Raw genomic sequence first — 24543 nt, 5'->3', positions numbered from 1 at the left:
AAGTATGCAAGATTTCTTAATCCCACTCTTTTTTTCCTTTTGATATTAATATGTTGCAAAGGTTAATTCGGTATCAATTTGACCTGTGAGTTCGTTTATGTTCAAAGATTCACCATTCAACCATTGTTGAAAGTCAATTTCCACAGGTGCCTTATTCTCACCTAAAGTAATATGAGCGGTTAGCGATTGAGGTTCATACATACTTGTGTGTATCGTGCCAGACCAACTTTTAAATAATTTACTGTAAATTTCAAATTCAGGGTTATTAAAAAGTTTGAAAGCATCCATTTTCCCTAATTGAGCAGGTGTTTGTTTAATTAACCTATCTAAACGCTCTGTTGATTCTTTTGTATAATTTCTATTTTCATGCGTTAATAATTTAAAGTGATTTGTACAAGTATGATCATAACGCACATCGATGGAACGTGGTGTAACTTCAATGATTGCGTGGTTTAAATATTTATCCATAACAATGTAGCTAAATGAACTTCTATGAGGTATTTCTTTTAATAATTTAATAGCTTCAGGAACATCTTTACAGTACTGTAATACAAGTCTGCCAATCATGTAGCATACAAAGCCGTCACCGGGATGTTTACGATGCATAAAATTATACCCCATTGCTAATCCAGCCTCATTCATGCCATCCATTCTACCCGTGACACGAGATGTTGGCCCAATTTGAGCTAAACCACCATCATTGGGTTGAAACAATAAATAGCGACCATCATATGTGGCAGGGTGATAATCATAATTACGTACCATATAATCGTTACCTAAATAGACAGTGCAACCGCTATTTTTCAAAGGTGTAAAGCGGTAATGGGCAAAATTTAAAATCATTTGACGTGTAGGTAAATTAAGCACTTCCTGCATACCTCTGATTTCTTCCCAGATTTGAGGTGCGTAGGTTTGAAAAATATCATAAGTCTCTTTGATGTGAATATCAAAGCGTGGCATACGTTTTTTCCATTCTTGTTCTCTATTTTTTAATAGTGGTGTATGTTGCATCCATTGTGCAGTTTGTACACCTAGGTCGAAATGTGAACCACGATGCGTTAAAATATCTGATTTTACTTTTTGCATTTCAAAATCTCCTATGTTTAAAGTGTAGTCTTACAAAATTGTAACTTTAATGTAACGTAGTGTTAATTGCATTACAGGGTACTAGACCTTATCATTAAGAATAACAACGACGACTGATTAAGGAATTATACTTTTAATGAGGTGATTGTTAATGGCTAACTATTATGATGCTATTAAAGATGCAGTATCCACTTGGTGGAGATAAATCAAATTACGATGGGAGTGAGCCTGATATATTCAGATCACTCTTTTTTGTTTAAACCACCTTCAATGATAGTGATAGCGCAAATTTCTATCAATTAAGCATAATCACTGGAATGTTTATGAATCTATATATATTAAAAGCAAAACAAGTTTGAATTTTTTCATGTTCATGATTATGTTTAAATGCTTATAAACGTAATACGCATGTTTATCTGAATATTAAAGTAGTAAGAACCTTTGGTAGATAACAATTTTTTTATGTTTTGTTGAAGCATTAATACAATAATATCATAAAATTACGACTTTCATATGTTGATTTAAATTAATGAAAAGTGGGTATATATTTATTGATGTAATCAAATATGCTATCATTAATAATAGTGATGTTAATAATTTATTGAGGTGAAACAGAATGTGGAATTTTATTAAAGGTTTATTTAAATTTGTATTCGGTACAATCCTAACTGTATCATTAGCAGCAGGCATTGGTGCAGTTGTATTTGCTTATATTTTCAAAAAAGACTTTGAAGATATCGAAAGCAAAACAAAAGAAATTATTTCAGATATCGAATCTAATAATTAATTGATTGAAAATGAATAGGTTTTTTACTTTGAACTGTCGATAATGTTATCGACAGTTTTTTATGCTATTCATATCGCTTGTATGCCCTATAGAATACTTGACTATGCTTAAATATGGTTGGCTAACTAGTTATCTATCGTGATTTTTGTAATATCAAAAAGGGACAATTTGATTGTGTTTGAAGTTTTTAAAAGGTATCCTTCTAAAAACATTTGCGTCATATCTATATTTTTAATTTTAACAGTTATATTTTCTAGCCATCCGTCTTTATAATATTCAATATGTACAAAAGTATCTGAATGTAAGGCTTGATGGAGTTGTAAATTAAGTTCGTTTAGCTGGTCATCTGACAGTATTGGACGATCAATTTTATTTTGATCTATTAAATATTGTTGAATACTTTCGAATTGTTCAGGTAAAGTAGCAAAGGGCGCCCATTTGACCATGCCACGGCCTTGCGGTATGTTGGGATTCAACTGTTCTCTAGGTATTTTTCTATAATCTGTTTCTTGATTCTTGTAGTCATTCACTTATTATCACTCCAATCAGTATATATCCATTATACGAACATACGTTCTATTTTTCAAGTGGTTAAATCATTATATTGTCTTTTGCCCAAAATCTTTATTAAAATATGAGTATAATAATATGGAGGGGTTTACATGACGACAACAGGTTATATTGGAACATATACAAAAAAAGAAGGTAAAGGGGTTTACCGATTCCAACTAGATGAAGAAACTGGCAAGATAACGGAAGTTAAAACAGGTTATGAACTAGAAGCATCAACATATGTAAATCAACATAATCATTTTTTATATGCTGTAACTAAAGAAGGCGATGATTGTGGTATTGCTAGTTTGAAAATAGAGTCAGATGGTACATTAAGTCTGATTAACAAATGTCTAGCGTCAACTGCTGGAAATGGTTGCTATGTATCTGCATCACCGGATGGAAAATATATATTCGAAGCAATTTATGGTGCTGGTTTAGCAAGAATTTATGAAGCAAATCCAGAAACAGGAGAAATTGTTCGTCTAATACAAGAATTAGCGCATGATTATCCAACTGGTCCTTCTGAAAGACAAGAGCAACCACATGTCCATTATCTCAACACAACACCAGATGAAAAATATGTTGTGGCAATGGATCTAGGTACAGATAAAGTGATTACGTACGAATATGGAGATGACGGTTTAAAAGTATACGATACTATAGATTTTGAGCCTGGAGATGGCCCAAGACATATTACGTTCCATGAAAATGGAAAACATGCTTACGTTGTACATGAGTTATCAAATATCGTAAGTACTTTAAAATATGAGAATGGTCATTTTACTGAAATCGAAAGACATTTAACAATTCCAGAAAACTTTGATGGTGATACTAAATTGGCAGCAGTGAGAATATCGCATGATCAAAATTTCTTATATATAAGTAATCGCGGTCATGATAGTCTTGCTATATTTAAAGTAGGAGACGAGGGTGCAACAATTTCATTAGTAGACATCGTTAAAAGTGGTGGAGAATTTCCACGTGACTTCAATATAACTGAATCTGATGATTATTTAGTTTGTGCACACCAAGAAGGCGATTATGCTCTGACCGTTTTTAAACGTGATAAAGTTACTGGAAACATAGAAATCGTTGATAATCAAGAAACGGCACCAGAAGGTGTTTGTGTACAGTTTCTAAGATAATATACTTTGCATTTTTATTATGAATGGTGTTATAATGCAGTTAACAAATAGTGTACTAACATGATAAACACCGAGCCCGGTAGCTACTACGAATAGCTATCGGGCTCTTTTTGGTGTATTGGCACTGCCGTCGTCAGTCACGATTATTCAGCCAATAAGAAAATAATGTGACAATAACACCTACTACGATAGGTGCTATAAACGTTACAAATAGTGTAATGCACATGATGTCACCTCCTTCCATGCTAAAATCAGCACAGAAGTAGAACGACGACTTTTCAATTATATCATTTGTAGCATCTTAACCATAGAAGATAAAAGGGGATGTTTGTTTAAAATTGTCGATGACATAAAATAGGAAAGTAATCATGAAATAGAAAATAATATGCTTAAGAACATCCAGGCCAATACTTAAGTAGTGACTATATAACATAAATGAGAGTGGAACAGAAATTATAAAATAAAGATTTCTGTTCCACTCTCATTAGCTACAGTTTATAGCCCAAGCCTATAAAAAGGTGTTTATTATTTATTGAAAAATGTTTTAATATACTTAAATTTTCCTTTGTAAGGTGGAAAGAGTAGGCTTGACTCTAATCGAGTTGATTTAAATATATAAGATTTATCATGACTGAATGTGTCAAAACTAAATTTGCCGTGATATTGACCAATACCGGAAGCACCAACACCACCGAATGGTAAGTTTGGATTTGCTAATTGCATCAATGTATCGTTGATAGCACCGCCACCAAAAGAAATTTCATTTAGAACACGTTCTGTTGCGTTTTCATCTTCACTGAATAGGTAAAGGCTGAGTGGCTTGGGTTTCGTATGAATTAAATCAATCGCTTCATCAAAATCGTCATAAGTAATAATTGGTAGTATAGGACCGAAAATTTCACCTTCCATAATTTTATCATTAAATGTAATACCATCTAATAAAGTAGGTCCGATATAGTTTTCAGCTGAATCAGAATGGCCACCAAAAACAATTTCCGATTTGTGTACACCTAATAAATCGTTTAAACGGTCAAAATGCGTTTGATTTACGATACGTCCAAAGTCAGGACTTGCTTGTATTTCTTTACCATAAAATTCTGTTATTGTATTTTTTAAAGCTTTAATCAAGTCTTCTTTGACTTTATGGTTTACAAGAACATAATCTGGAGCGACACATGTTTGGCCAGCATTAGTGAATTTACCAAAACTGATGCGTTCACTAGCGACTTTGATATTAGCGGTTTCGTCTACGATGACAGGTGATTTGCCACCTAATTCTAAAGTGACAGGTGTTAAATTGGTACTTGCTGCTTGATAAACAATTCTTCCAACGCGTTCGCTTCCGGTGAAAAAGATATAATCGAAGGGTAAATGAATCAGTGACTGTGTAGTATCGGCGTCACCTTGGCAAATACTGATGTATTCAGGGTCGAACACATCTTCAATAATATTTTTTACAACTGCTGACACATGTGGCGTGAATTCCGAAGGTTTAATGATTACAGTATTGCCTGCAGCTATAGCACCTATAAGCGGTTCAATAAGCAATTGGAATGGATAGTTAAATGGCCCAATAATTAGTACTGTGCCATATGGTTCTTTAACAATATAACTTTTGGTAGGAAACATATAAAGCGGTGTATTAACCTGTTTCTTTTTAGCCCAGTTTTTTAATTCTTTACGAGCCGTTTTGATATTTTTTAAAGTAAAGCCGATTTCTGTTGCATAGGCTTCTACTTTGTTTTTACCTAAATCTTCTTGAAAAGCATTTAATAATGCATCTTCATGATTTTTAATACTTTTGCTTAGGAGCTTTAGTTGTTTTTTTCTGAATTTAAGATCCTTGGTCGCATGTGTATTAAAATATTGTTTACTATTATGGAAAGTTTGTTCTATTGAATTCAAATGTATTCCTCCTAGTACGAATGGGTGTCCAATATACTTATATTGATAAAAAACTGGAACATATCAACTATGTCCCAGTATAATGAATTGTAAAAACTTAATATGTTGAATAAATTGTACGAAGTGTTGTGTTAATAAAGATGTATTACTTCGTTAATGCTTCTGTAATTTGTGGTACAACTTGTTTTTTACGTGAAACGACACCTGGTAAGAAGGCAGTATTATTATCAAGTGTTACATTGAAGGCAACGCCGACTTTATCTTTTTCGGCGCCAACAACAAGAATTTTAGAATCACTATTAATAATGTCAGTAACAACTAATACAAATAAATCATATTTTTCATTGGCGCTTACTTCAAGCATTTCTTTTTCTAATTCTTCTTGGCGTGCAAATACTTCATCAATATCTACTGTATTTACTTGACCAATACGTGTAACAAAATCTCCCATATTAAATGATTTTGCGTCCATAGATAAAATATCAGAAACAGATTTATCTTTTGTAGAAGCACCAGCTTTTAACATTTCTAAGCCATATGATTCTAAATCAACATTAGCAATTGATTTTAATGCTTCTGCAGCTTGTACATCTTGCTCAGTACAAGTAGGTGATTTGAATAATAGACTATCTGAAATAATTGCAGATATCATTAAACCAGCAATTTCAGGTTTGATTTCAAATCCACGTTCTTTATACATTTTGTATAAAATTGTTGCAGTACAGCCAACTGGTTCAGCACGGTAATATAAAGGTGCTGCAGTTTCAAAGTTAGCTATTCTGTGATGATCGACAACGTGTTGAACAGCTGCATCAGCAATTGAATCAGCACTTTGTTGGAATTCATTATGGTCAACTAAAATGACATTTTGATCGGCTAAATCATCATTTAGTAACTCTGGTGCAGTTACATTAAAATGATCTAAAGCGTATTGTGTTTCAGGGCCTACTTCGCCTAAACGGTATGCAGTAGCCTCAGCATTACCTGTTTGTTGTTCAAAATCTGCCATGATAATAGCAGATGAAATTGCATCTGTATCTGGATTTTTATGTCCGAAAATATAAGTTTTTGCCATATCTAAATTCTCCTTATTTTAAGTAGTTAATGTTATTCTAGCATGATTTCGCATTGTTATTCTACTTCAGCACCTAGTGAATTTTTAAAATGATCTAATGCCCACTCGTGACCTGAAGGATTAAAGGAAGCGACACCTCTATGTGAAATGGAAATACCATATCCTAAGTTGTATGCGCTGATTGCAGTATGGAGTACACAAATATCCGTACAAACGCCAACGATTTCTAAATGATTAATATTTCGCTCACGCAACATTAAGTCTAAAGGTGTACCGCAAAATGAATCATAACGTGTTTTATCTAAATAGTGGATATGATCGTTAAATAAAATATTTTGATAAATATCATTTACTTTACCATAAAGTTCACGACCAAATGTACCGATGATATTATGTGGTGGAAACAACTTACTTTCAGGATGATATTTATTTTCTTCATAATGCAAATCCATCATAAAAAAGATATCAGATTGCTTTTTGTTATAAACTTCGATTCTTTCCACTATGTAGCTTTCAATTTGTTGACCTGGAAGTCCACAAGTTAATTTTCCATTTTCAGCTACAAAATCATTTGAATAGTCTACTACAATTAACGCACTTTTTTTCATATTATGGTTACACTCCCAATATTAAATATAATAGTAATTATATACTAAGATGATAAATCATTAAAGATATAGTAAACGCGTTTAAAAAAACATATTTATGTTAATTATTAAGTAATAACGATGAAAGGAACTGGCCTATGATTATTAATGCAAAACAATTTGGTTTAAAAGGGGAACACAAATGGGCAGATACACGTGCAATGCAAAAAGCACTCAATTATGCAAAGAAAAATAAAGGAACAACGATATATGTGCCTCAAGGAGAATATCATATTCGCAAGCCGCTTGTGATATATGAGGCAACAACATTACTTTTAGATGATAAAGCAATTTTAAAAAGATGCGGTAAAGATACATTATTGAAAAACGGACGTCGTTTTAAATCGTATTATGGTTATAACGGAAATAGTCATATTCATATAGCAGGTGGCACGTTTGATATGAATGGGTACGACTACCCTTATAATAATACGACGATGTGCATGGGACATGCATGTGACGTTCAAATTGTGGATGTTACTTTTAAAGATGTGGTTGGAGGACATTGTTTGGATGCATGTGGAGTGAACGGTTTGTACATCAATCAATGCAAGTTCTTAGGTTTCAATGATCCGGATGGCACAAGATTTTTTTCTGAAGCGGTGCAGTTAGATATACAAGTTTCAGGTGCTTTTCCAAAATTTGGTGCAACTGATGGGACAATTACGAAGAATGTCATAATAGAAAATTGCTATTTTGGTAATTCAGAAACACCCGGTATGCAACCTTGGAACCGAGCAATTGGTTCTCATGCAAGCCGTTATCATAAATACTATGACAATATTCATATTCGCTATAATGTTTTTGAAAATATGAAACAATATGCACTCACACCATTGAAAAATAAAAATACGTATATTCACCATAATGTTTTTAAAAATTGTGAGGGCGGTATACGCTTTTTAGCTGTAAAAGATGGGAAAAATGCGAAAGATATGAAAGGTAATGAAAGGGGGACACAAGCAGGAAACAATTTAAATATTTTCCAAAATCAATTTATAGGAGAAATGCGTAAAGAAGCTATACGTATTCAAAGTTATAATAATATCAAACATGAAAATATCGTTATAGCAAAAAATGAATTTGATCATGAGTCACAAAGCGTGTATTTAAAGGATATCAAACATCTTTACATATCTAACGAAGCCGATATCAGATTCAAAAAAGTAAATATAGATTGATTATCATTTGTAAATTGAATAATAAATAATGGTGATGTAAACGATTTAAAATTATAAACCAATTTGAAATATATTATGTTATACTCTAATGAATTATTGTGAATATTCTGATAATAATTTAAAGGGGGAGCTTGATGAATAATTTAAATAAAGGGGATATGAGAAGGTCGCAGTATTTGATGTTTTTCTCAAATAAAAAAGAGAATAAATCTTATAATGTTGGTCAATTAGTAGGGTTAATTTTAGGTCCTTTGCTCTTTGTACTAACATTGTTGTTATTTCAACCTGACAATTTATCTGATAAAGGTGTATTTGTCTTAGCTATCACATTATGGATTGCCACTTGGTGGATTACCGAAGCGATTCCAATTGCTGCTACAAGTTTATTACCTTTGATATTACTTCCAGTTGGTCATGTGCTCAATCCAGAAGAAGTATCTGCTCAATATGGTAATGACATTATTTTCTTATTTTTAGGGGGCTTTATTCTAGCTATTGCAATGGAAAGGTGGAATCTACATACTCGGGTAGCGCTCCGAATCATTAATACATTAGGTACGAGTACAGGAAGAATATTATTAGGCTTTATGATAGCAACCGGTTTTTTATCCATGTTTGTTTCGAACACTGCAGCGGTTATGATTATGATACCTATTGGTTTAGCAATTATTAAAGAAGCAAATGAATTGAAACACGGAGATACAAAACCTGAAAGTATTTCTAAATTTGAGCAAGCATTAGTCTTAGCGATAGGTTATGCGGGTACGATTGGTGGTTTAGGTACATTAATTGGAACACCACCATTAATTATATTAAAGGGGCAATATCAATCAGCTTTTGGTGAAGAAATTAGCTTTGCAAAATGGATGATTATTGGTGTACCAACAGTCATCGTCTTACTGTTTTTAGTTTGGATATATATTCGTTACATTGCGTTTAAACATGATATGAAAACATTGCCAGGTGGGCAAGATTTAATTAGAAAAAAATTAAGTGAACTTGGAAAAATGAAATATGAAGAGAAAGTAGTATTGATTGTATTTTTACTTGCTAGTTTTTTATGGATAACACGAGAATTTTTATTAAAGCATTGGACATTCACTTCAGAAGTTGCTGATGGGACGATTGCCATGTTTATATCTGTCTTATTATTCTTAATTCCTGCTAAAAATAAAGAAAAGCATAAACGTATTATAGACTGGGAAGTAGCTAAGGATTTACCATGGGGAGTATTAATTTTGTTTGGTGGCGGTTTAGCACTAGCAAAAGGTATCTCAGAAAGTGGTTTAGCGAATTGGCTAGGAGAACAATTAAAGTTAATTGAAGGTGTCAGCCCATTGGTTATTGTGCTTGTAATTACAATTTTTGTCTTATTCTTAACTGAAATCACATCCAATACAGCTACAGCTACAATGATATTACCGATCTTAGCCACATTATCTGTCGCAGTTAATGTGCACCCATTGTTACTCATGGTTCCTGCTGCTATGGCAGCAAATTGTGCATATATGTTACCAGTAGGAACGCCTCCGAATGCCATTGTATTTGGCACTGGCAAAATCAGTATCAAAAAAATGGCATCGGTTGGTTTTTGGGTGAATTTATTAAGTATTGTCGTAATCGTGTTGGTTGTATACTTCTTAGTGCCACCTGTTTTAGGTATAGATGTTACACAACCATTGCCATTGAAATAAAAGAAGCGTTTGTAACAAAACTTTGTTACAAACGCTTCTTTTCATATTCAACATGATAACAAGATGAAGTTTTGCTATGAAAACATCTAAACAGTTGTATGGGACAGTTACTAGCAAGAATTAATTGAGTTTATTAAAGGTACCTATAATCGTGACTTGAAAGTCTAAAGTATTAAGTATCTTTATCACTTTTGAAAGGTCTTCGGAAATAGGTGTGTCTGCTTGAACGAAAAAGTGATACATACCTAATTGCGTTTTTAATGGACGAGATTCAATCCAAGACAAGTTAATATTAAATAATACAAACGTATTTAATATACTGGCTAATAGACCTGGTTTATCAAATTTCGGTGTAATTAATAACATCGTGTCGGTTGCTTGTTCGATGTGTTTTGGTTGATTACTGACGACTAGGAAACGAGTGACGTTATGTGGATAATCTTCAATATTTTGTGCAATTGATGTATAGCCATAAGCTTCACCGCTACCTAAAGGTGCGATTGCACCAACATTTTGTGAAATTTTATCTAAACTTTTAATTGTACTGTCTACATAAGCAATATCAAATCCATGCGCTTGTATATATTGGCTGGTTTGACTAATAGCAGGCCCAATTGAGTATACTGTTGAAATATCATTTACGGTTGCGTTTTCTGAACCATATAAAGCAAATTGTATATCTAAATGAAGTTCACTTTGTGCATATATATTCTGTTGTGTTAATGCGTCGGCTACGATATTAATCGTACCTTCTATTGAATTTTCTATAGGCACAACAGCAATACTTTGACTATCTTCTGAAACAGATGCGACGACTTCGTATAAATTAGATTTTGGAACAAATTCAATTTCTGATTCTGATTTATATTGTGTCGCAGCTAAATAAGAAAATGTGCCCTTTGGTCCTAAATAATAAAGTTTCATGTAATGTAACCCCTTGTTTATCTAAATATAGTGAATCATTTAATGGAATGGACAACCTGAGTCTTCGGTTTTTTTATAAAAGAAATTAGGTTCTTTCATCACATTTTTGTATCCGTGATGATAATTGGGCACCAATGTGGGAGACAAAGAGGGTGCTAACCAAGACCATTTACCAGTAACTTCTCTATCGTGTTTCGTTTCATTCATTTCGAATCTTTCAAATTGTTTAGATGCTGTTAAATGATCGACGATAGAGACGCCAGCATTTTTAAAAGAATGATACACAGCATCGTTTAATTCAACCAATGCACGATCTTTATTGAAAGAATTATTTTTAAGTGTATCAAATTCAAATGCTTCTGCAACACTTTCTAACAAATTATAGCGATAGACATCAGTAAAATTACGAACGGCAATTTCATTTACCATATACCAACCGTTAAATGGCGCAGTAGGATAAGTGATGCCACCAATTTTTAAATCCATACTTGAAATAATAGGGACGGCATACCATTTTAAACCGAGTTGTTGCAGTTTGGGGAATCTGTCATGTGTAATAGATACTTCTTTAATTAAATTTTTAGGGTATTCATGATATTTTATTTTGCTATTCGGCATTTTGTAAATTAAGGGCAAAATATCAAAATGTGTATACTGACCTTGCCATCCAAGATGTTGTGCTAATTTGGTAATCTTTTTCTCAGCTGGATCTCCACATGTTTCGTACCCTGCGTATCTAATTAATTGATTGTTATAAATTTGCGGGGGGTTATCTTTTGAGAAAATTGTGATGTAAGGTTTGATTCTTCCATTATTAGTCGCAATGTCAATATGGTTTTCAATTGCTTCTATAAATTCATCTTCACTTTGTATGTGTCTTGCATCAGACACAGTTAAAGAATCCCAAAAAAATCGTCCGATACAACGATTGGAATTTCTCCATGCCATTTTGGCTCCATAATTCAATTCTTCAAATGTATGCTCATAAGTTCCAGTAGAAAGGATAGCTGACTCAATTTCAGCAATTCGTTCTGTTATTTTATTTTTATCATAATTTAATTCATTATACATGGTTTCTATAAAAGACTTAGCTTCATTTAGCATTAAAAACACCTCATAAATATTATATATCATTTTTAAATTTATAAAATGATAAAACATATAACTGTCATGACTTTGTCGTTAACCATGTCACATTTTAAACAAATTTTAAATAAATAACTGATATCTTTACTTCTATTTTGAATTCGTAAATCAGTCCTATTTAAAGTGCTAACAATACTTCATTTATGCTAAAATGATGGAAAAGCTGATTGGAGAGATGGTTGTGTACCAATATGAAGATGATACATTAGTGTTGCATAATGATTTATATCAAATAAATATGGCAGAAAGTTATTGGGATGATGGGATCCATGAGCGTATGGCAGTGTTTGATCTATATTTTAGAAGTATGCCATTCGATAGTGGGTATGCAGTGTTTAATGGATTAAAACGTGTTATCGAATATATTAATAGTTTTCATTTTTCAAAGTCAGATATTGAATATTTAAAATCAATAGGGTATCAAGACGACTTCTTAAATTATTTGAAAAACTTGAGTTTTACTGGAAGCATACGTTCAATGCAAGAAGGAGAACTTTGCTTTGGAAATGAGCCATTGCTTAGAGTAGAAGCACCACTCATCCAAGCTCAATTGATAGAAACAATGCTTTTAAATATTGTTAATTTTCATACATTAATTACGACAAAAGCAAGCAGAATTAGACAAGTTGCACATGATGATATGTTAATGGAATTTGGTACGCGCCGAGCGCAAGAAGCAGATGCAGCATTGTGGGGAGCTAGAGCTGCATATATAGGAGGCTTTAACTCAACTAGTAATGTACGCGCTGGTAAGTTATTTGGGATACCTGTTTCAGGGACGCATGCGCATGCGATGGTTCAAACATATGGTGATGAATACATAGCATTCAAAAAGTATGCTGAGAGACATCAAGATTGTGTGTTTCTAGTAGATACCTTCCATACATTAAAATCTGGTGTGCCAACAGCGATTAAAGTTGCTAAAGAATTAGGCGATAAGATTAATTTTGTTGGTATTCGACTAGATTCAGGTGATATTGCCTACCTCTCAAAAGAAGCACGACGTATGTTAGACGAAGCAGGATTTACTGATGCAAAAATTATTGCATCTAATGACTTAGATGAACAAACGATTACGAGTTTAAAATCGCAGGGCGCTAGAGTAGACTCTTGGGGTGTAGGAACTAAATTAATCACGGGTTACGATCAACCAGCATTAGGTGCTGTTTATAAACTCGTTGCTGTAGAAGACAGTGATGGATCATACGTTGACCGCATTAAGTTATCAAATAATGCAGAAAAAGTAACGACACCAGGTAAGAAAAAGGTGTATCGCATAATTAATAAAAAAACGAATAAGGCAGAAGGAGATTACATTACTTTAGAACATGAAGATCCATACGATGAATCGCCTTTGAAATTATTCCACCCAGTACACACATATAAAATGAAATTCATAAAATCATTTATTGCTAAAGACTTACATCATGACATCTTCATAGATGGAGAACTTGTATATGATTTACCAAATGAAAATGAAGCACAAGCCTATTTGAAAGATAGTCTCGCATATTTATGGGACGAGAATAAACGTCACTTAAACCCACAGGAATATCCGGTTGATTTAAGTACGTTATGTTGGGAAAATAAACACAAACGTATCTTTGAAGTTGCAGAACATGTTAAAGAGATGGAGGAAGAAAATGAGTAATTTACAAGATATAGTTGTGAAAGAAATGAAAGTGAAACCATCGATTGAAAGTAAAAGTGAAACACGACATATTATCCAATTTATAAAAAACTATGTTCAATCGCATTCGTTTATTAAATCTTTAACACTAGGTATTTCTGGTGGTCAAGATTCAACTTTAGCAGGTAAATTATGTCAATTAGCAGTAAACGAACTGAAAGAGGACGGCAATGATTGTGAATTTATAGCTGTTAAACTCCCTTATGGTGAGCAAAAAGATGCTGCAGAAGTAGAAGATGCGTTAACTTATATCCAACCAGACAAAATTATAACTGTAAATATTAAACCAGCTGTGGATCAAAGTATTCAGTCGTTGAAAGAAGCTGGTGTGAATCTAACAGATTTTCAAAAAGGCAATGAAAAAGCAAGAGAACGGATGAAAGTTCAATTTTCTATTGCTTCTAAACAAAAAGGGATTGTCGTTGGTACAGATCATTCCGCTGAAAATGTCACAGGCTTTTACACAAAATATGGAGATGGGGCTGCAGACATTGCACCTTTATTTGGTTTGAATAAGCGCCAGGGTAAACAGCTCTTAGCGTATTTAGCAGCGCCTAAGCATTTGTATGAAAAAACGCCAACCGCTGATTTGGAAGATGACAAACCACAATTGCCTGATGAAGAAGCATTGGGTGTAAGTTATGATGATATTGATGATTATCTAGAAGGCAAATCTGTATCAAGTGAATCTAAAGAAATAATAGAAAATCATTATATAAAAAATGCGCATAAACGAGAATTAGCTTATACAAGATACACATGGCCTAAAAATTAATTTAATTCCGATAACTTTTTAGTGACAAACGAAATCATAGTTGATAAAATTACTTGAATTTAATGTAAGAGAAAGGAAAATGGTCATGTCAGTAATAACATCTAATCCATGGTTAATGGTTTTAGCAATTTTTATTATAAACGTTGCTTATGTGACGTGTCTTACAATGAGAACAATCTTAACACTTAAAGGATATCGCTATGTAGCTGCTATTGTCAGTTTCTTAGAAGTACTTGTATATGTTGTTGGATTAGGTATGGTCATGTCTAGTTTAGATCAAATTCAAAATGTGTTCGCATACGCTTTTGGATTTTCAATTGGTATCATAGTAGGCATGAAGATAGAAGAAAAACTTGCGCTTGGCTACACAGTTGTAAATGTGACATCATCAGAATACGAGTTAGACTTACCGAGACAATTAAGAGATTTAGGTTATGGTGTAACCCACAATACAGCATATGGTCGAGATGGCAAACGCTTAATATTACAAATTTTAACGCCAAGACGTTTCGAATTTAAATTAATTGATACCATTAAGCAAATCGATGAAAAAGCATTTATTGTGGCATATGAACCACGTCAAATACACGGTGGTTTCTGGGCGAAAGGTGTTAGAAGTAAAAAACTTAAGCAATACGATACGGATGAAGTTGAAAGTATATGAAAAAACAGCAAAAATTTAAAGTCGCAGATAACGAGACGATTCAAGATTGCTTACAACGTATGCGTGAAGCGGGGTATGCGCCGGTCAAACGGTTCGAAAAGCCAATTTATAAAGAGAATAAAGATGGCAGTTTAGAAGTATTGAAGCAAGAAATTGAATTTGTAGGAAAAATGATAGAGCAATAATTTATGAACCGTTATGGATCATCGTATCCGTAGCGGTTATTTTTGGAATGTGTAAATATTTTATAAAGATGACTTAAAAGCCTTATACTTTTTAATATAATTCTGTTAAACTATTACTGAAAAGGTAAACACGAACTTTTAGTCTGAATTATTTATTAATGTACATGTTTTAATGGAATCAAACTAAATTTATGTATGATAGGAGCTTATTTCAATGATTGAACGTTATTCTAGAGAAGAAATGTCTAATATTTGGACGGATCAAAATCGCTATGAGGCATGGTTAGAGGTAGAGATACTTGCATGTGAAGCATGGAGCAAATTAGGTGATATTCCAGCTGAAGATGTTAAGAAAATACGTGAAAATGCTAAAGTAGACGTCGCTCGCGCACAAGAAATTGAACAAGAAACACGTCATGATGTAGTTGCGTTTACAAGACAAGTTTCTGAAACATTAGGTGAAGAGCGCAAGTGGGTCCATTATGGTTTAACTTCAACAGATGTAGTTGATACTGCATTAAGTTACGTCATCAAACAAGCAAATGAAATTATTGAAAAAGACTTGGAACGTTTTATTGATGTATTAGCACAAAAAGCGAAAGACTATAAATATACTTTGATGATGGGACGTACACACGGTGTTCATGCTGAACCAACTACTTTCGGTGTGAAAATGGCCTTATGGTATACAGAAATGAAACGTAATTTAGAACGTTTTAAACAAGTAAGAAAAGAGATTGAAGTTGGTAAAATGAGCGGGGCAGTTGGTACATTTGCGAACATTCCTCCAGAAATTGAAGCCTATGTGTGTGAGCATTTAGGATTAGATGCCGCACCAGTGTCTACGCAGACACTACAACGTGATCGTCACGCATATTATGTTGCAACATTAGCTTTAATTAGCACTTCAATGGAAAAATTTGCTGTAGAAATTCGTAATTTACAAAAAACAGAAACACGTGAAGTAGAAGAAGCATTTGCAAAAGGTCAAAAAGGTTCATCTGCCATGCCACATAAACGTAATCCGATTGGTTCAGAAAATATCACTGGTATTGCACGTGTAATCAGAGGATACGTTACAACAGCATATGAAAACGTGCCATTATGGCATGAAAGAGATATTTCTCATTCATCTGCAGAACGAATTATGTTACCAGATGTAACCATTGCATTAGATTATGGACTGAATAGGTTTACAAATATTGTAGAAAGACTAACTGTCTTCGAAGATAATATGTTAGCGAATATAGATAAAACATTTGGTTTAATATACTCTCAACGCGTATTATTAGCATTGATTAACAAAGGTTTGGCACGTGAAGCTGCATATGATAAAGTACAACCAAAGGCTATGGAATCTTGGGAAACAAAAACACCATTTAGAACTTTAATTGAAGAAGATGCAACAATTACAGACTTACTAACAAAAGAAGATTTAGATGAGTGTTTCAATCCAAAGCATCATCTAAATCAAGTGGATACAATTTTCCAAAGAGCTGGTTTAGAATAATAAAATTTTTCAAGTGAAATCGTTACACTTTAATGTACTAATACGTTAAAATAAGATTATATTGAAAAATACAGGGGTTGTTTTAAATGCAAATAGAAAAACTTAGAGGAAAAGCATTAGATGAACTGTTCGATGCAATATTGACACTTGAAAATAGAGAAGAGTGTTATGAATTCTTTGATGATTTATGTACAGTGAACGAAATCCAATCATTATCACAACGATTACAAGTTGCAAAAATGATTAAACAAGGTTACACATATGCAACCATCGAACAAGAATCAGGTGCATCAACAGCGACAATTTCTCGTGTGAAGAGATCACTACAATGGGGTAATGATGCTTACACGATGATTCTTGATCGTATGAATATAGAAACGGCCGATTAATGATTTAAACCATAAATTTTATCGAATGACGACTAGGTATAGTAACCAAAGTCGTCATTTTTTTATACTAATGATGGATTTGATTTTAAAATATGAGATATTATAACGATGTGATTGTCTGGCATTTTGTATTATTTTTGCGGTTTATAACATTGAAGAAGGGTAATGAAATATGTAGCAGACATTTATGAAAATGGGATTCCATTTTAAAATAGGCGATGGTTTTTATAGAATGAAAGGAAGAGATCTATGTCAAAAAAAGTGATGCTTTTTCTGTTCACTTTAGTATGTTTATGTCTTATTGTTATTTTTATTATGATTCTATCAGCTAATAATTTTAAACCAACTAATGACAATATTGTTAAACCCAAGAATGCCTTACCACTCAAATATGAAAACAATGGTGTAACCTATGTCAATGGTCATGTCATTGTGAATAAACAACTTGCACTTCCGGCGAAATATAAACCAGGCGAAAATAAAATAGCTAAAAAGCAACTAAACAAATTATTGAAGCAAGCAGAAAAAAGAAATTTAGATTTGACCATGACAAGTGGATATAGAAATTTTGAGAATCAAGAAAAAGTGGTAGATACTTTTGTTGAGAAGGATGGTAAGCAAAAGACAACTAAATATGCTGCTAAACCTGGACATTCTGAACACCAAACAGGTTTAGCATTTGATGTAGGAACAAGCCAACCATTAAATGATTTTCATACAGATTTTGAAAAAACTAAAGAAGCACAATGGTTAGCTAAACATGCAGCCAATTATGGTTTTATTATTAGGTATCCTAAGAACCAATCAAAACAAACTGGCTATGCTTATGAACCATGGCATTTAAGGTATGTAGGACCTCAATTGGCAAAAACAATCAATGAGAAAAATACAAATTTAGAAAGCTATTACCATCTTAATAAGTAATATCAAGATGATGCAAAATCACCTCAGAAATTTGGGGTGATTTTTTCTTCAGTATTTTAGAACTCGAGACATAAAAATGATATAATCATATGTATGCTAAAAGAAGGAGAAACATATCATGACTGACATGAATAAGTGGAGACATATTTTTAAATTGGACCCCGCAAAGCCCATCAGTGACGAAGATTTAATGAAAATTTGTACATCAGATACGGACGCAATTATGATTGGTGGAACGGATGACATCACTGAAGAAAATGTTGCGCACTTAATGCATAAAGTTAAATGTTATTCATTACCAATAGTACTTGAAATATCTAATCTTGAAAGTGTTGTACCTGGCTTTGACTTATATTTTATTCCAACTGTTTTAAACAGTAGAGATGTAAAATACCATAATGGTTTATTACTAGAAGCGTTAAAGTCATATGGTACATTGATAGATTTTAATGAAGTTGTGTTCGAAGGATATGTGGTACTTAATCCAGATTGCAAGGTAGCCAAATTAACGCAAGCTGACACGATGATAGATGATGAAGATATTGAAGCTTATGCACAAATGATCAATGATATGTATCAATTACCAGTTATGTATATAGAGTATAGTGGTGTGTATGGCGAAACTAACTTGGTAAAGGCAGCAGCAGACATGTTAACGGAAACACAATTATTTTATGGTGGCGGTATTAGTAACTACGAAGAAGCAGAAATGATGGCTTCTATTGCAGATACAATCATTGTCGGAAATATTATATACGAAGATATAAACAAAGCACTAAAAACAGTTAAAGTAAAGGAGACACATTAATGAATGCATTAGTAAACAAGATGAATGATGAACAGAGTCAAGCAGTACGTACGACAGAGGGGCCACTACTAATTATGGCAGGTGCCGGCTCAGGTAAAACACGTGTGTTAACCCATCGTATCGCATACTTGCTAGATGAAAAAGACGTGTCTCCGTATAACGTCTTAGCGATTACTTTTACTAATAAAGCAGCAAAAGAAATGAAAGCACGTGTTGAAACATTAGTTGGAGAACAAGCTCAGGTATTGTGGATGTCTACATTCCACTCAATGTGCGTGAGGATTTTGAGAAGAGATGCAGACCGTATTGGTATAGAACGTAACTTTACAATTATTGATCCAACTGACCAAAAATCAGTGATTAAAGATGTACTGAAAAATGAAAATATAGATAGTAAAAAATTCGAACCTAGAATGTTTATCGGGGCGATAAGTAACCTTAAAAATGAATTGAAAACACCTGAGGATGCACAAAAAGAAGCAAATGACTATCATGAACAAATGGTTGCAACCGTTTATAAAGGTTATCAAAGACAATTATCTAGAAATGAAGCACTTGATTTTGATGATTTGATCATGGTGACGATTCGATTATTCGAACGTGTACCAGATGTATTAGATTATTATCAAAATAAATTTCAATACATTCATGTCGATGAATATCAAGATACGAATAAAGCACAATATACTTTAGTTAAATTACTTGCCGCTAAATTTAAAAATTTATGCGTTGTTGGAGATTCAGATCAATCAATTTATGGTTGGCGTGGTGCAGATATCCAAAATATTCTTTCTTTTGAAGAAGATTATCCAGAAGCCAAAACGATTTTCTTAGAACAAAATTATCGTTCTACAAAAAATATATTAAATGCAGCGAATGAAGTCATTAAAAATAATTCAGAACGTAAACCGAAAGGGTTATGGACTGGTAATACGAGTGGCGATAAAATTCATTACTATGAAGCTACGACTGAGCGAGATGAAGCTGAATACGTCGTGCGTGAAATTATGAAACACCAAAGAAATGGTAAAAAGTATCAAGATATGGCCATTTTATATCGTACAAACGCACAATCACGTGTACTTGAAGAAACATTTATGAAATCGAACTTACCGTATACTATGGTTGGTGGTCAAAAGTTCTATGACAGAAAAGAAATTAAAGACTTATTAAGTTACTTACGTATTATTGCAAATAGTAATGATGACATTAGTTTACGTCGAGTAATCAATATTCCTAAACGCGGCATCGGTCCATCATCTGTAGATAAAATTCAAGCATATGCGGCACAAAATGATTTAAGTATGTTTGATGCATTAGCAGAGGTTGATTTTATAGGACTATCTAAAAAAGTGACGCAAGAATGTATTAGTTTTTATGATGTTATGCAAAATTTAATTAAACAACAAGAATTTCTTGAAATTACAGAGATTGTAGAAGAAGTATTGACTAAGACAGGCTATAGAGACATGTTAGAACGTGAACAAACGCTCGAATCTAGAAGTAGATTAGAAAATATCGATGAATTTATGTCTGTACCTAAAGATTATGAAGAAAACACACCCTTAGAAGAGCAATCGCTAATTAACTTTTTAACTGATTTATCACTGGTTGCTGATATTGATGATGCTCAAATTGAAGATGGTATTACGCTCATGACGATGCACTCTGCCAAAGGTCTTGAGTTTCCAATTGTATTTATAATGGGTATGGAAGAATCTTTATTCCCACATATCAGAGCGATTAAGAGTGATGATGAACATGAAATGCAGGAAGAAAGACGTATTTGTTACGTTGCAATAACACGTGCTGAGGAGACCTTATACTTAACACATGCAACATCTAGAATGTTATTTGGTCGTCCTCAATCCAATATGCCTTCGAGATTTTTAAGAGAAATTCCTGAAGATTTATTGGAAAATGAATCTAAAGGTAAATCAAAATCTCAAGCACAGGCAACGAGCAATCGTTTCCAGAATGCTACCAAAAAACCTGCTAAACGAGCGCATAGCCAACGTGCTACTGCAACAAAACAAAAGCAATCAGCTACCAATTGGAATGTTGGTGATAAAGTAATGCATAAGTCATGGGGCGAAGGCATGGTAAGTAATGTAAAAGAAAAAAATGGTTCTGTCGAATTAGATATTATCTTTAAATCTGAAGGACCAAAACGCTTGCTAGCACAATTTGCACCTATTGAAAAAAAGGGGGAGTAACAAGTGGCTGATATACAATCGCGTGTAGATGAGTTGCATAGATTATTAAATCAATATAGCTATGAGTACTATGTGAAAGATAATCCATCAGTACCTGATAGTGAGTATGATAAATTACTCCATGAATTGATAGATATAGAAACGCAACATCCAGAATATCGTACTGCGGATTCACCTACAGTTAGAGTAGGTGGTAGTGCGCAGTCCACATTCGAAAAAGTGAATCATGATACGCCTATGCTTAGTTTAGGTAATGCGTTTAACGAAGAAGATTTAAGAAAATTTGATCAGCGTATACGTGATAATATAGGAAATGTTGAGTACATGTGTGAATTGAAAATTGATGGACTTGCAGTTTCATTAAAATATGAGAACGGTCGATTTGTTCAAGGTTTAACTCGTGGGGATGGCACCACGGGCGAAGACATTACTGAAAATTTAAAGACAATACACGCGATACCATTAAAAATTAATGAAAGTAGAACTTTTGAAGTCAGAGGCGAAGCGTATATGCCTAGAAAGTCTTTTGTTAATTTAAATGAAGCGAAAGCTGCGAATGAAGAACAGCCATTTGCTAATCCAAGAAATGCAGCGGCTGGTTCATTACGACAATTAGATTCAAAGTTAGCTGCCAAACGTAAACTGAGCGTTTTCTTATATAGTGTGAATGATTTTACCCAGTTTAATGCAGATACTCAAAGTGAAGCATTAGATGAACTTGACCAACTAGGCTTTAAAACAAACCAAGAACGTCAACGCGTTCAAACGATAGAAGAAGTTATGACTTACATTGACAAATGGACAAAACAACGTGAAAACTTGCCTTATGATATTGATGGTATTGTTATTAAAGTCAATGCTTTAGAACAACAGGAAACATTAGGCTTCACTCAAAAATCACCGCGCTGGGCTATTGCATATAAATTTCCCGCTGAAGAAGTGGTTACGGAATTATTAGATATTGAATTGAGTATCGGTAGAACAGGTGTTGTTACACCCACAGCTGTTCTTGAACCAGTTAGGGTAGCAGGTACAACCGTTTCTCGCGCTTCACTACATAATGAAGATTTAATCCATGATAAGGATATAAGAATAGGTGATAGCGTTGTAATTAAAAAAGCAGGCGACATCATACCTGAAGTAATTAAAAGTGTATTAGACAGACGACCTGATGATGCAGAAATCTATCACATGCCTTCACATTGTCCTAGTTGTGAACATGAATTAGTTAGAATAGAAGGCGAAGTGGCATTACGTTGTATTAACCCTAAATGCCAAGCGCAATTAGTAGAAGGATTAATTCACTTTGTTTCACGACAAGCGATGAATATAGATGGCTTAGGAACTAAAATAATCCAACAGTTATATGAAAATGAGAAAATAAAAGATGTAGCAGATATTTTCTATTTGACGAAAGAAGATCTTTTACCACTGGACCGTATGGGCGAGAAAAAAGTAGATAATTTACTCAATGCTATTGAAAAAGCTAAATCGAATTCATTAGAACAATTATTATTTGGTCTTGGTATTCGACATTTAGGCGTTAAAGCTAGCCAAGTGATTGCTGAAAAATATGGAACGATAGATGAACTGTTTCATGTGACGGAAGAAGCGTTAATGGATATTCATGATGTGGGGCATAAGCTAGCTCAATCTGTAGTAACTTATTTAGAAAATGAAGATATACGTGCATTAATTGATAAATTAAAAGCAAAAAATGTTAATATGATTTATAAAGGTGTTAAGACAACAGAATTAGAAGGACACCCAGATTTTAAAGACAAAACAATTGTCCTAACTGGTAAGTTATATCAAATGACAAGAAATGAAGCATCCAATTGGTTAGCATTACAAGGTGCAAAAGTAACCAATAGCGTAACAAAAAATACCGATTTGGTCATAGCAGGTGAAGATGCTGGTTCTAAACTAGCTAAAGCAGAAAAATTTGGTACAGAAATTTGGTCAGAAGAAGCTTTTGTTCAGAAACAAAATGAAATAGAGGGATAGAGGAGATTATGCATGAAACGAACGATTATACTATTCATCTCAGCAATTTTGGTATTAACAGCTTGTGGAAATAATGATGAAAAATCAAAAGAACAATCTAATGAAAAAGAGCAACAAAAAGAGTCAGGTTCCGTAAAAGAAATTGCAACGGATAAAAATGTGCAAGGTGATAATTATAGAACGATTTTACCATTTAAGGAGAGCCAAGCACGTGGATTATTACAAGATAACATGGCGAACAGTTACAATGGTGAAGACTTTGAAAATGGTTTGTTAGATTTAAGTAAAAGTGTATTTCCAACGGATGACTACTTATATCAAGATGGACAATACTTAGATAAAGATATGATTAACGCTTTTCTAAATCCAAAGTATACTAAAGATGAAGTTAACAAAATGGATGAAAGTGATAGAAAAGAGAAAAAAGCAAATGAAAACTTGGGACTAAATCCATCTCACAAAGGTGAAACAGATCCTGAAAAAATTGCTGAACAATCACCTGCATATTTATCTAATATTTTAGAACAAGATTTTTATGCGAGTGGTGATACAAAAGGTAAAAAAATAAAAGGTATGACAATAGGTTTAGCTATGAATAGTACATATTATTATCAAAAAGAAAAAGACGGTGAAACCTATAGCAAAGACCTCGACGATAAAGAAATTGAAAAACAAGGTAAACAAATGGCAGAAGAATTACTTTCTCGAATTCGGGAAAATAAGGATTTGAAAGAAATACCTATACATTTTGCTATTTATAAACAATCTGGTGAAAATTCAATTGTTCCAGGTGAGTTTATTGCAGGGACAACGGTTGAAGATGGTAAGACACGTATTAATGATTGGAAAGATATTAATCAAAAAACAGCCTTATTACCTTCTGAAGAAGCGGGAGAGCTTGATGAAAATTTAAATTCCGATTTCAAACAATTTAATGACAACCTACAAACCTATTTTAATAATTTCACACAAGCAGTGGGTACAGTTAAATTTGATAATAAAAAAGCGAAACAACTATCCGTTGATTTACCTATAGATTATTACGGTAAAGCAGAAACGATTGGTATCACTCAATATGTAACAGAACAAGCTGATAAATATTTTGATGGTATTGATGAATATGAAATTCATATTAAAGATGGTAATAATCCGAAAGCACTTATAAGTAAAACGAAAGACGACAAAGAACCACAAGTTCATATTTATAAAAACAACAATTAACCGAAACAA

At 33.2% G+C, this 24543-nt stretch carries 23 protein-coding genes; 15 read left to right on the top strand and 8 right to left on the bottom strand.

Features of this window, described 5'->3' with window-relative positions; all coding sequences use genetic code 11:
• Positions 1-45: 45 nt before the first annotated feature.
• The gene (locus tag L987_RS04490) at positions 46-1086 is read right to left on the bottom strand and encodes a C45 family autoproteolytic acyltransferase/hydolase (protein ID WP_002482805.1); all 1041 of its coding nucleotides are present in this window, start codon (positions 1084-1086) and stop codon (positions 46-48) included.
• A 616-nt stretch (positions 1087-1702) separates the two neighbouring features.
• Between L987_RS04490 and L987_RS13685 the strand changes: the two genes are divergently transcribed.
• Positions 1703-1873, top strand: coding sequence for a hypothetical protein (locus L987_RS13685; protein ID WP_002482806.1), 171 nt, complete (start codon positions 1703-1705; stop codon positions 1871-1873).
• A gap of 125 nt (positions 1874-1998) precedes the next feature.
• On the opposite strand, the gene L987_RS04485 is transcribed toward L987_RS13685, so the two are convergent.
• Complete coding sequence (locus L987_RS04485; protein ID WP_002482807.1) at positions 1999-2403, bottom strand: YolD-like family protein; 405 nt, start codon at positions 2401-2403, stop codon at positions 1999-2001.
• A gap of 132 nt (positions 2404-2535) precedes the next feature.
• On the opposite strand from L987_RS04485, the gene pglS reads away from it, so the two are divergent.
• Complete coding sequence (gene pglS, locus L987_RS04480; RefSeq protein WP_047503237.1) at positions 2536-3573, top strand: 6-phosphogluconolactonase; 1038 nt, start codon at positions 2536-2538, stop codon at positions 3571-3573.
• A 133-nt stretch (positions 3574-3706) separates the two neighbouring features.
• On the opposite strand, the gene L987_RS13465 is transcribed toward pglS, so the two are convergent.
• The 4 genes from L987_RS13465 to L987_RS04465 form a co-directional block, all read right to left on the bottom strand.
• Positions 3707-3799, bottom strand: coding sequence for a type I toxin-antitoxin system Fst family toxin (locus tag L987_RS13465; protein WP_011302749.1), 93 nt, complete (start codon positions 3797-3799; stop codon positions 3707-3709).
• A gap of 299 nt (positions 3800-4098) precedes the next feature.
• Entirely contained in the window at positions 4099-5478 is a 1380-nt protein-coding gene (locus L987_RS04475) for an aldehyde dehydrogenase (RefSeq protein ID WP_047503235.1), read from the bottom strand.
• Between the two features lie 145 nt (positions 5479-5623).
• Positions 5624-6553 carry a manganese-dependent inorganic pyrophosphatase gene (locus L987_RS04470; RefSeq protein ID WP_011302751.1) on the bottom strand — a complete coding sequence of 310 codons (930 nt, stop codon included), beginning with the start codon at positions 6551-6553 and terminating at the stop codon, positions 5624-5626.
• A 56-nt stretch (positions 6554-6609) separates the two neighbouring features.
• The gene (locus tag L987_RS04465) at positions 6610-7161 is read right to left on the bottom strand and encodes a cysteine hydrolase family protein (RefSeq protein ID WP_011302752.1); all 552 of its coding nucleotides are present in this window, start codon (positions 7159-7161) and stop codon (positions 6610-6612) included.
• A 137-nt stretch (positions 7162-7298) separates the two neighbouring features.
• Here L987_RS04465 and L987_RS04460 point away from each other — a divergent pair, with 137 nt between their 5' ends.
• Positions 7299-8381: a glycosyl hydrolase family 28-related protein gene (locus L987_RS04460; protein WP_011302753.1), complete on the top strand. Its 1083-nt coding sequence runs from the start codon at positions 7299-7301 to the stop codon at positions 8379-8381.
• A gap of 134 nt (positions 8382-8515) precedes the next feature.
• Positions 8516-10075: an SLC13 family permease gene (locus L987_RS04455; RefSeq protein ID WP_011302754.1), complete on the top strand. Its 1560-nt coding sequence runs from the start codon at positions 8516-8518 to the stop codon at positions 10073-10075.
• A gap of 120 nt (positions 10076-10195) precedes the next feature.
• Here L987_RS04455 and L987_RS04450 read toward each other — a convergent pair whose 3' ends face one another.
• On the bottom strand, positions 10196-10999 hold the full coding sequence (locus tag L987_RS04450) for a prephenate dehydratase (RefSeq protein ID WP_011302755.1): 804 nt from the start codon (positions 10997-10999) through the stop codon (positions 10196-10198).
• Between the two features lie 39 nt (positions 11000-11038).
• Positions 11039-12103, bottom strand: coding sequence for a nitric oxide synthase oxygenase (locus tag L987_RS04445; RefSeq protein ID WP_011302756.1), 1065 nt, complete (start codon positions 12101-12103; stop codon positions 11039-11041).
• A 223-nt stretch (positions 12104-12326) separates the two neighbouring features.
• On the opposite strand from L987_RS04445, the gene L987_RS04440 reads away from it, so the two are divergent.
• From L987_RS04440 to L987_RS04390, 11 genes are all read left to right on the top strand, one after another.
• A complete protein-coding gene (locus tag L987_RS04440; RefSeq protein WP_011302757.1) occupies positions 12327-13796 on the top strand; it encodes a nicotinate phosphoribosyltransferase in 1470 nt (489 codons plus the stop codon).
• Positions 13789-14610, top strand: coding sequence for an ammonia-dependent NAD(+) synthetase (nadE, locus tag L987_RS04435; RefSeq protein ID WP_047503232.1), 822 nt, complete (start codon positions 13789-13791; stop codon positions 14608-14610). The genes L987_RS04440 and nadE overlap by 8 nt, the downstream gene beginning before the upstream one ends.
• Before the next feature lie 85 nt (positions 14611-14695).
• A complete protein-coding gene (locus tag L987_RS04430) occupies positions 14696-15274 on the top strand; it encodes a DUF2179 domain-containing protein (RefSeq protein ID WP_037538142.1) in 579 nt (192 codons plus the stop codon).
• Positions 15271-15459, top strand: a complete 189-nt coding sequence (locus L987_RS04425) for an NETI motif-containing protein (protein WP_002482819.1) — start codon at positions 15271-15273, stop codon at positions 15457-15459. Before L987_RS04430 ends, L987_RS04425 begins: the two co-directional genes overlap by 4 nt.
• A 214-nt stretch (positions 15460-15673) precedes the next feature.
• Positions 15674-16969, top strand: a complete 1296-nt coding sequence (gene purB, locus L987_RS04420; RefSeq protein ID WP_041079959.1) for an adenylosuccinate lyase — start codon at positions 15674-15676, stop codon at positions 16967-16969.
• A gap of 86 nt (positions 16970-17055) precedes the next feature.
• On the top strand, positions 17056-17358 hold the full coding sequence (locus L987_RS04415) for a YerC/YecD family TrpR-related protein (RefSeq protein ID WP_002482821.1): 303 nt from the start codon (positions 17056-17058) through the stop codon (positions 17356-17358).
• A gap of 249 nt (positions 17359-17607) precedes the next feature.
• Positions 17608-18282, top strand: coding sequence for a M15 family metallopeptidase (locus L987_RS04410; protein ID WP_047503222.1), 675 nt, complete (start codon positions 17608-17610; stop codon positions 18280-18282).
• Positions 18283-18400: 118 nt separating this feature from the next.
• Entirely contained in the window at positions 18401-19090 is a 690-nt protein-coding gene (locus L987_RS04405; RefSeq protein WP_011302762.1) for a heptaprenylglyceryl phosphate synthase, read from the top strand.
• Positions 19090-21306: a DNA helicase PcrA gene (gene pcrA, locus L987_RS04400; protein WP_047503220.1), complete on the top strand. Its 2217-nt coding sequence runs from the start codon at positions 19090-19092 to the stop codon at positions 21304-21306. The genes L987_RS04405 and pcrA overlap by 1 nt, the downstream gene beginning before the upstream one ends.
• A 3-nt stretch (positions 21307-21309) precedes the next feature.
• Positions 21310-23313 carry an NAD-dependent DNA ligase LigA gene (ligA, locus tag L987_RS04395; protein WP_011302764.1) on the top strand — a complete coding sequence of 668 codons (2004 nt, stop codon included), beginning with the start codon at positions 21310-21312 and terminating at the stop codon, positions 23311-23313.
• 12 nt (positions 23314-23325) lie between these two features.
• Entirely contained in the window at positions 23326-24534 is a 1209-nt protein-coding gene (locus L987_RS04390; RefSeq protein ID WP_011302765.1) for a CamS family sex pheromone protein, read from the top strand.
• The last annotated feature ends 9 nt before the right edge of the window (positions 24535-24543 follow it).

Source organism: Staphylococcus sp. ZWU0021 (assembly GCF_000798895.1).
Classification (GTDB): Bacteria; Bacillota; Bacilli; order Staphylococcales; family Staphylococcaceae; genus Staphylococcus; species Staphylococcus saprophyticus.
The sequence above is the reverse complement of the archived record's forward strand: the minus strand, read 5'-3'. Positions and strand labels throughout refer to the sequence as shown.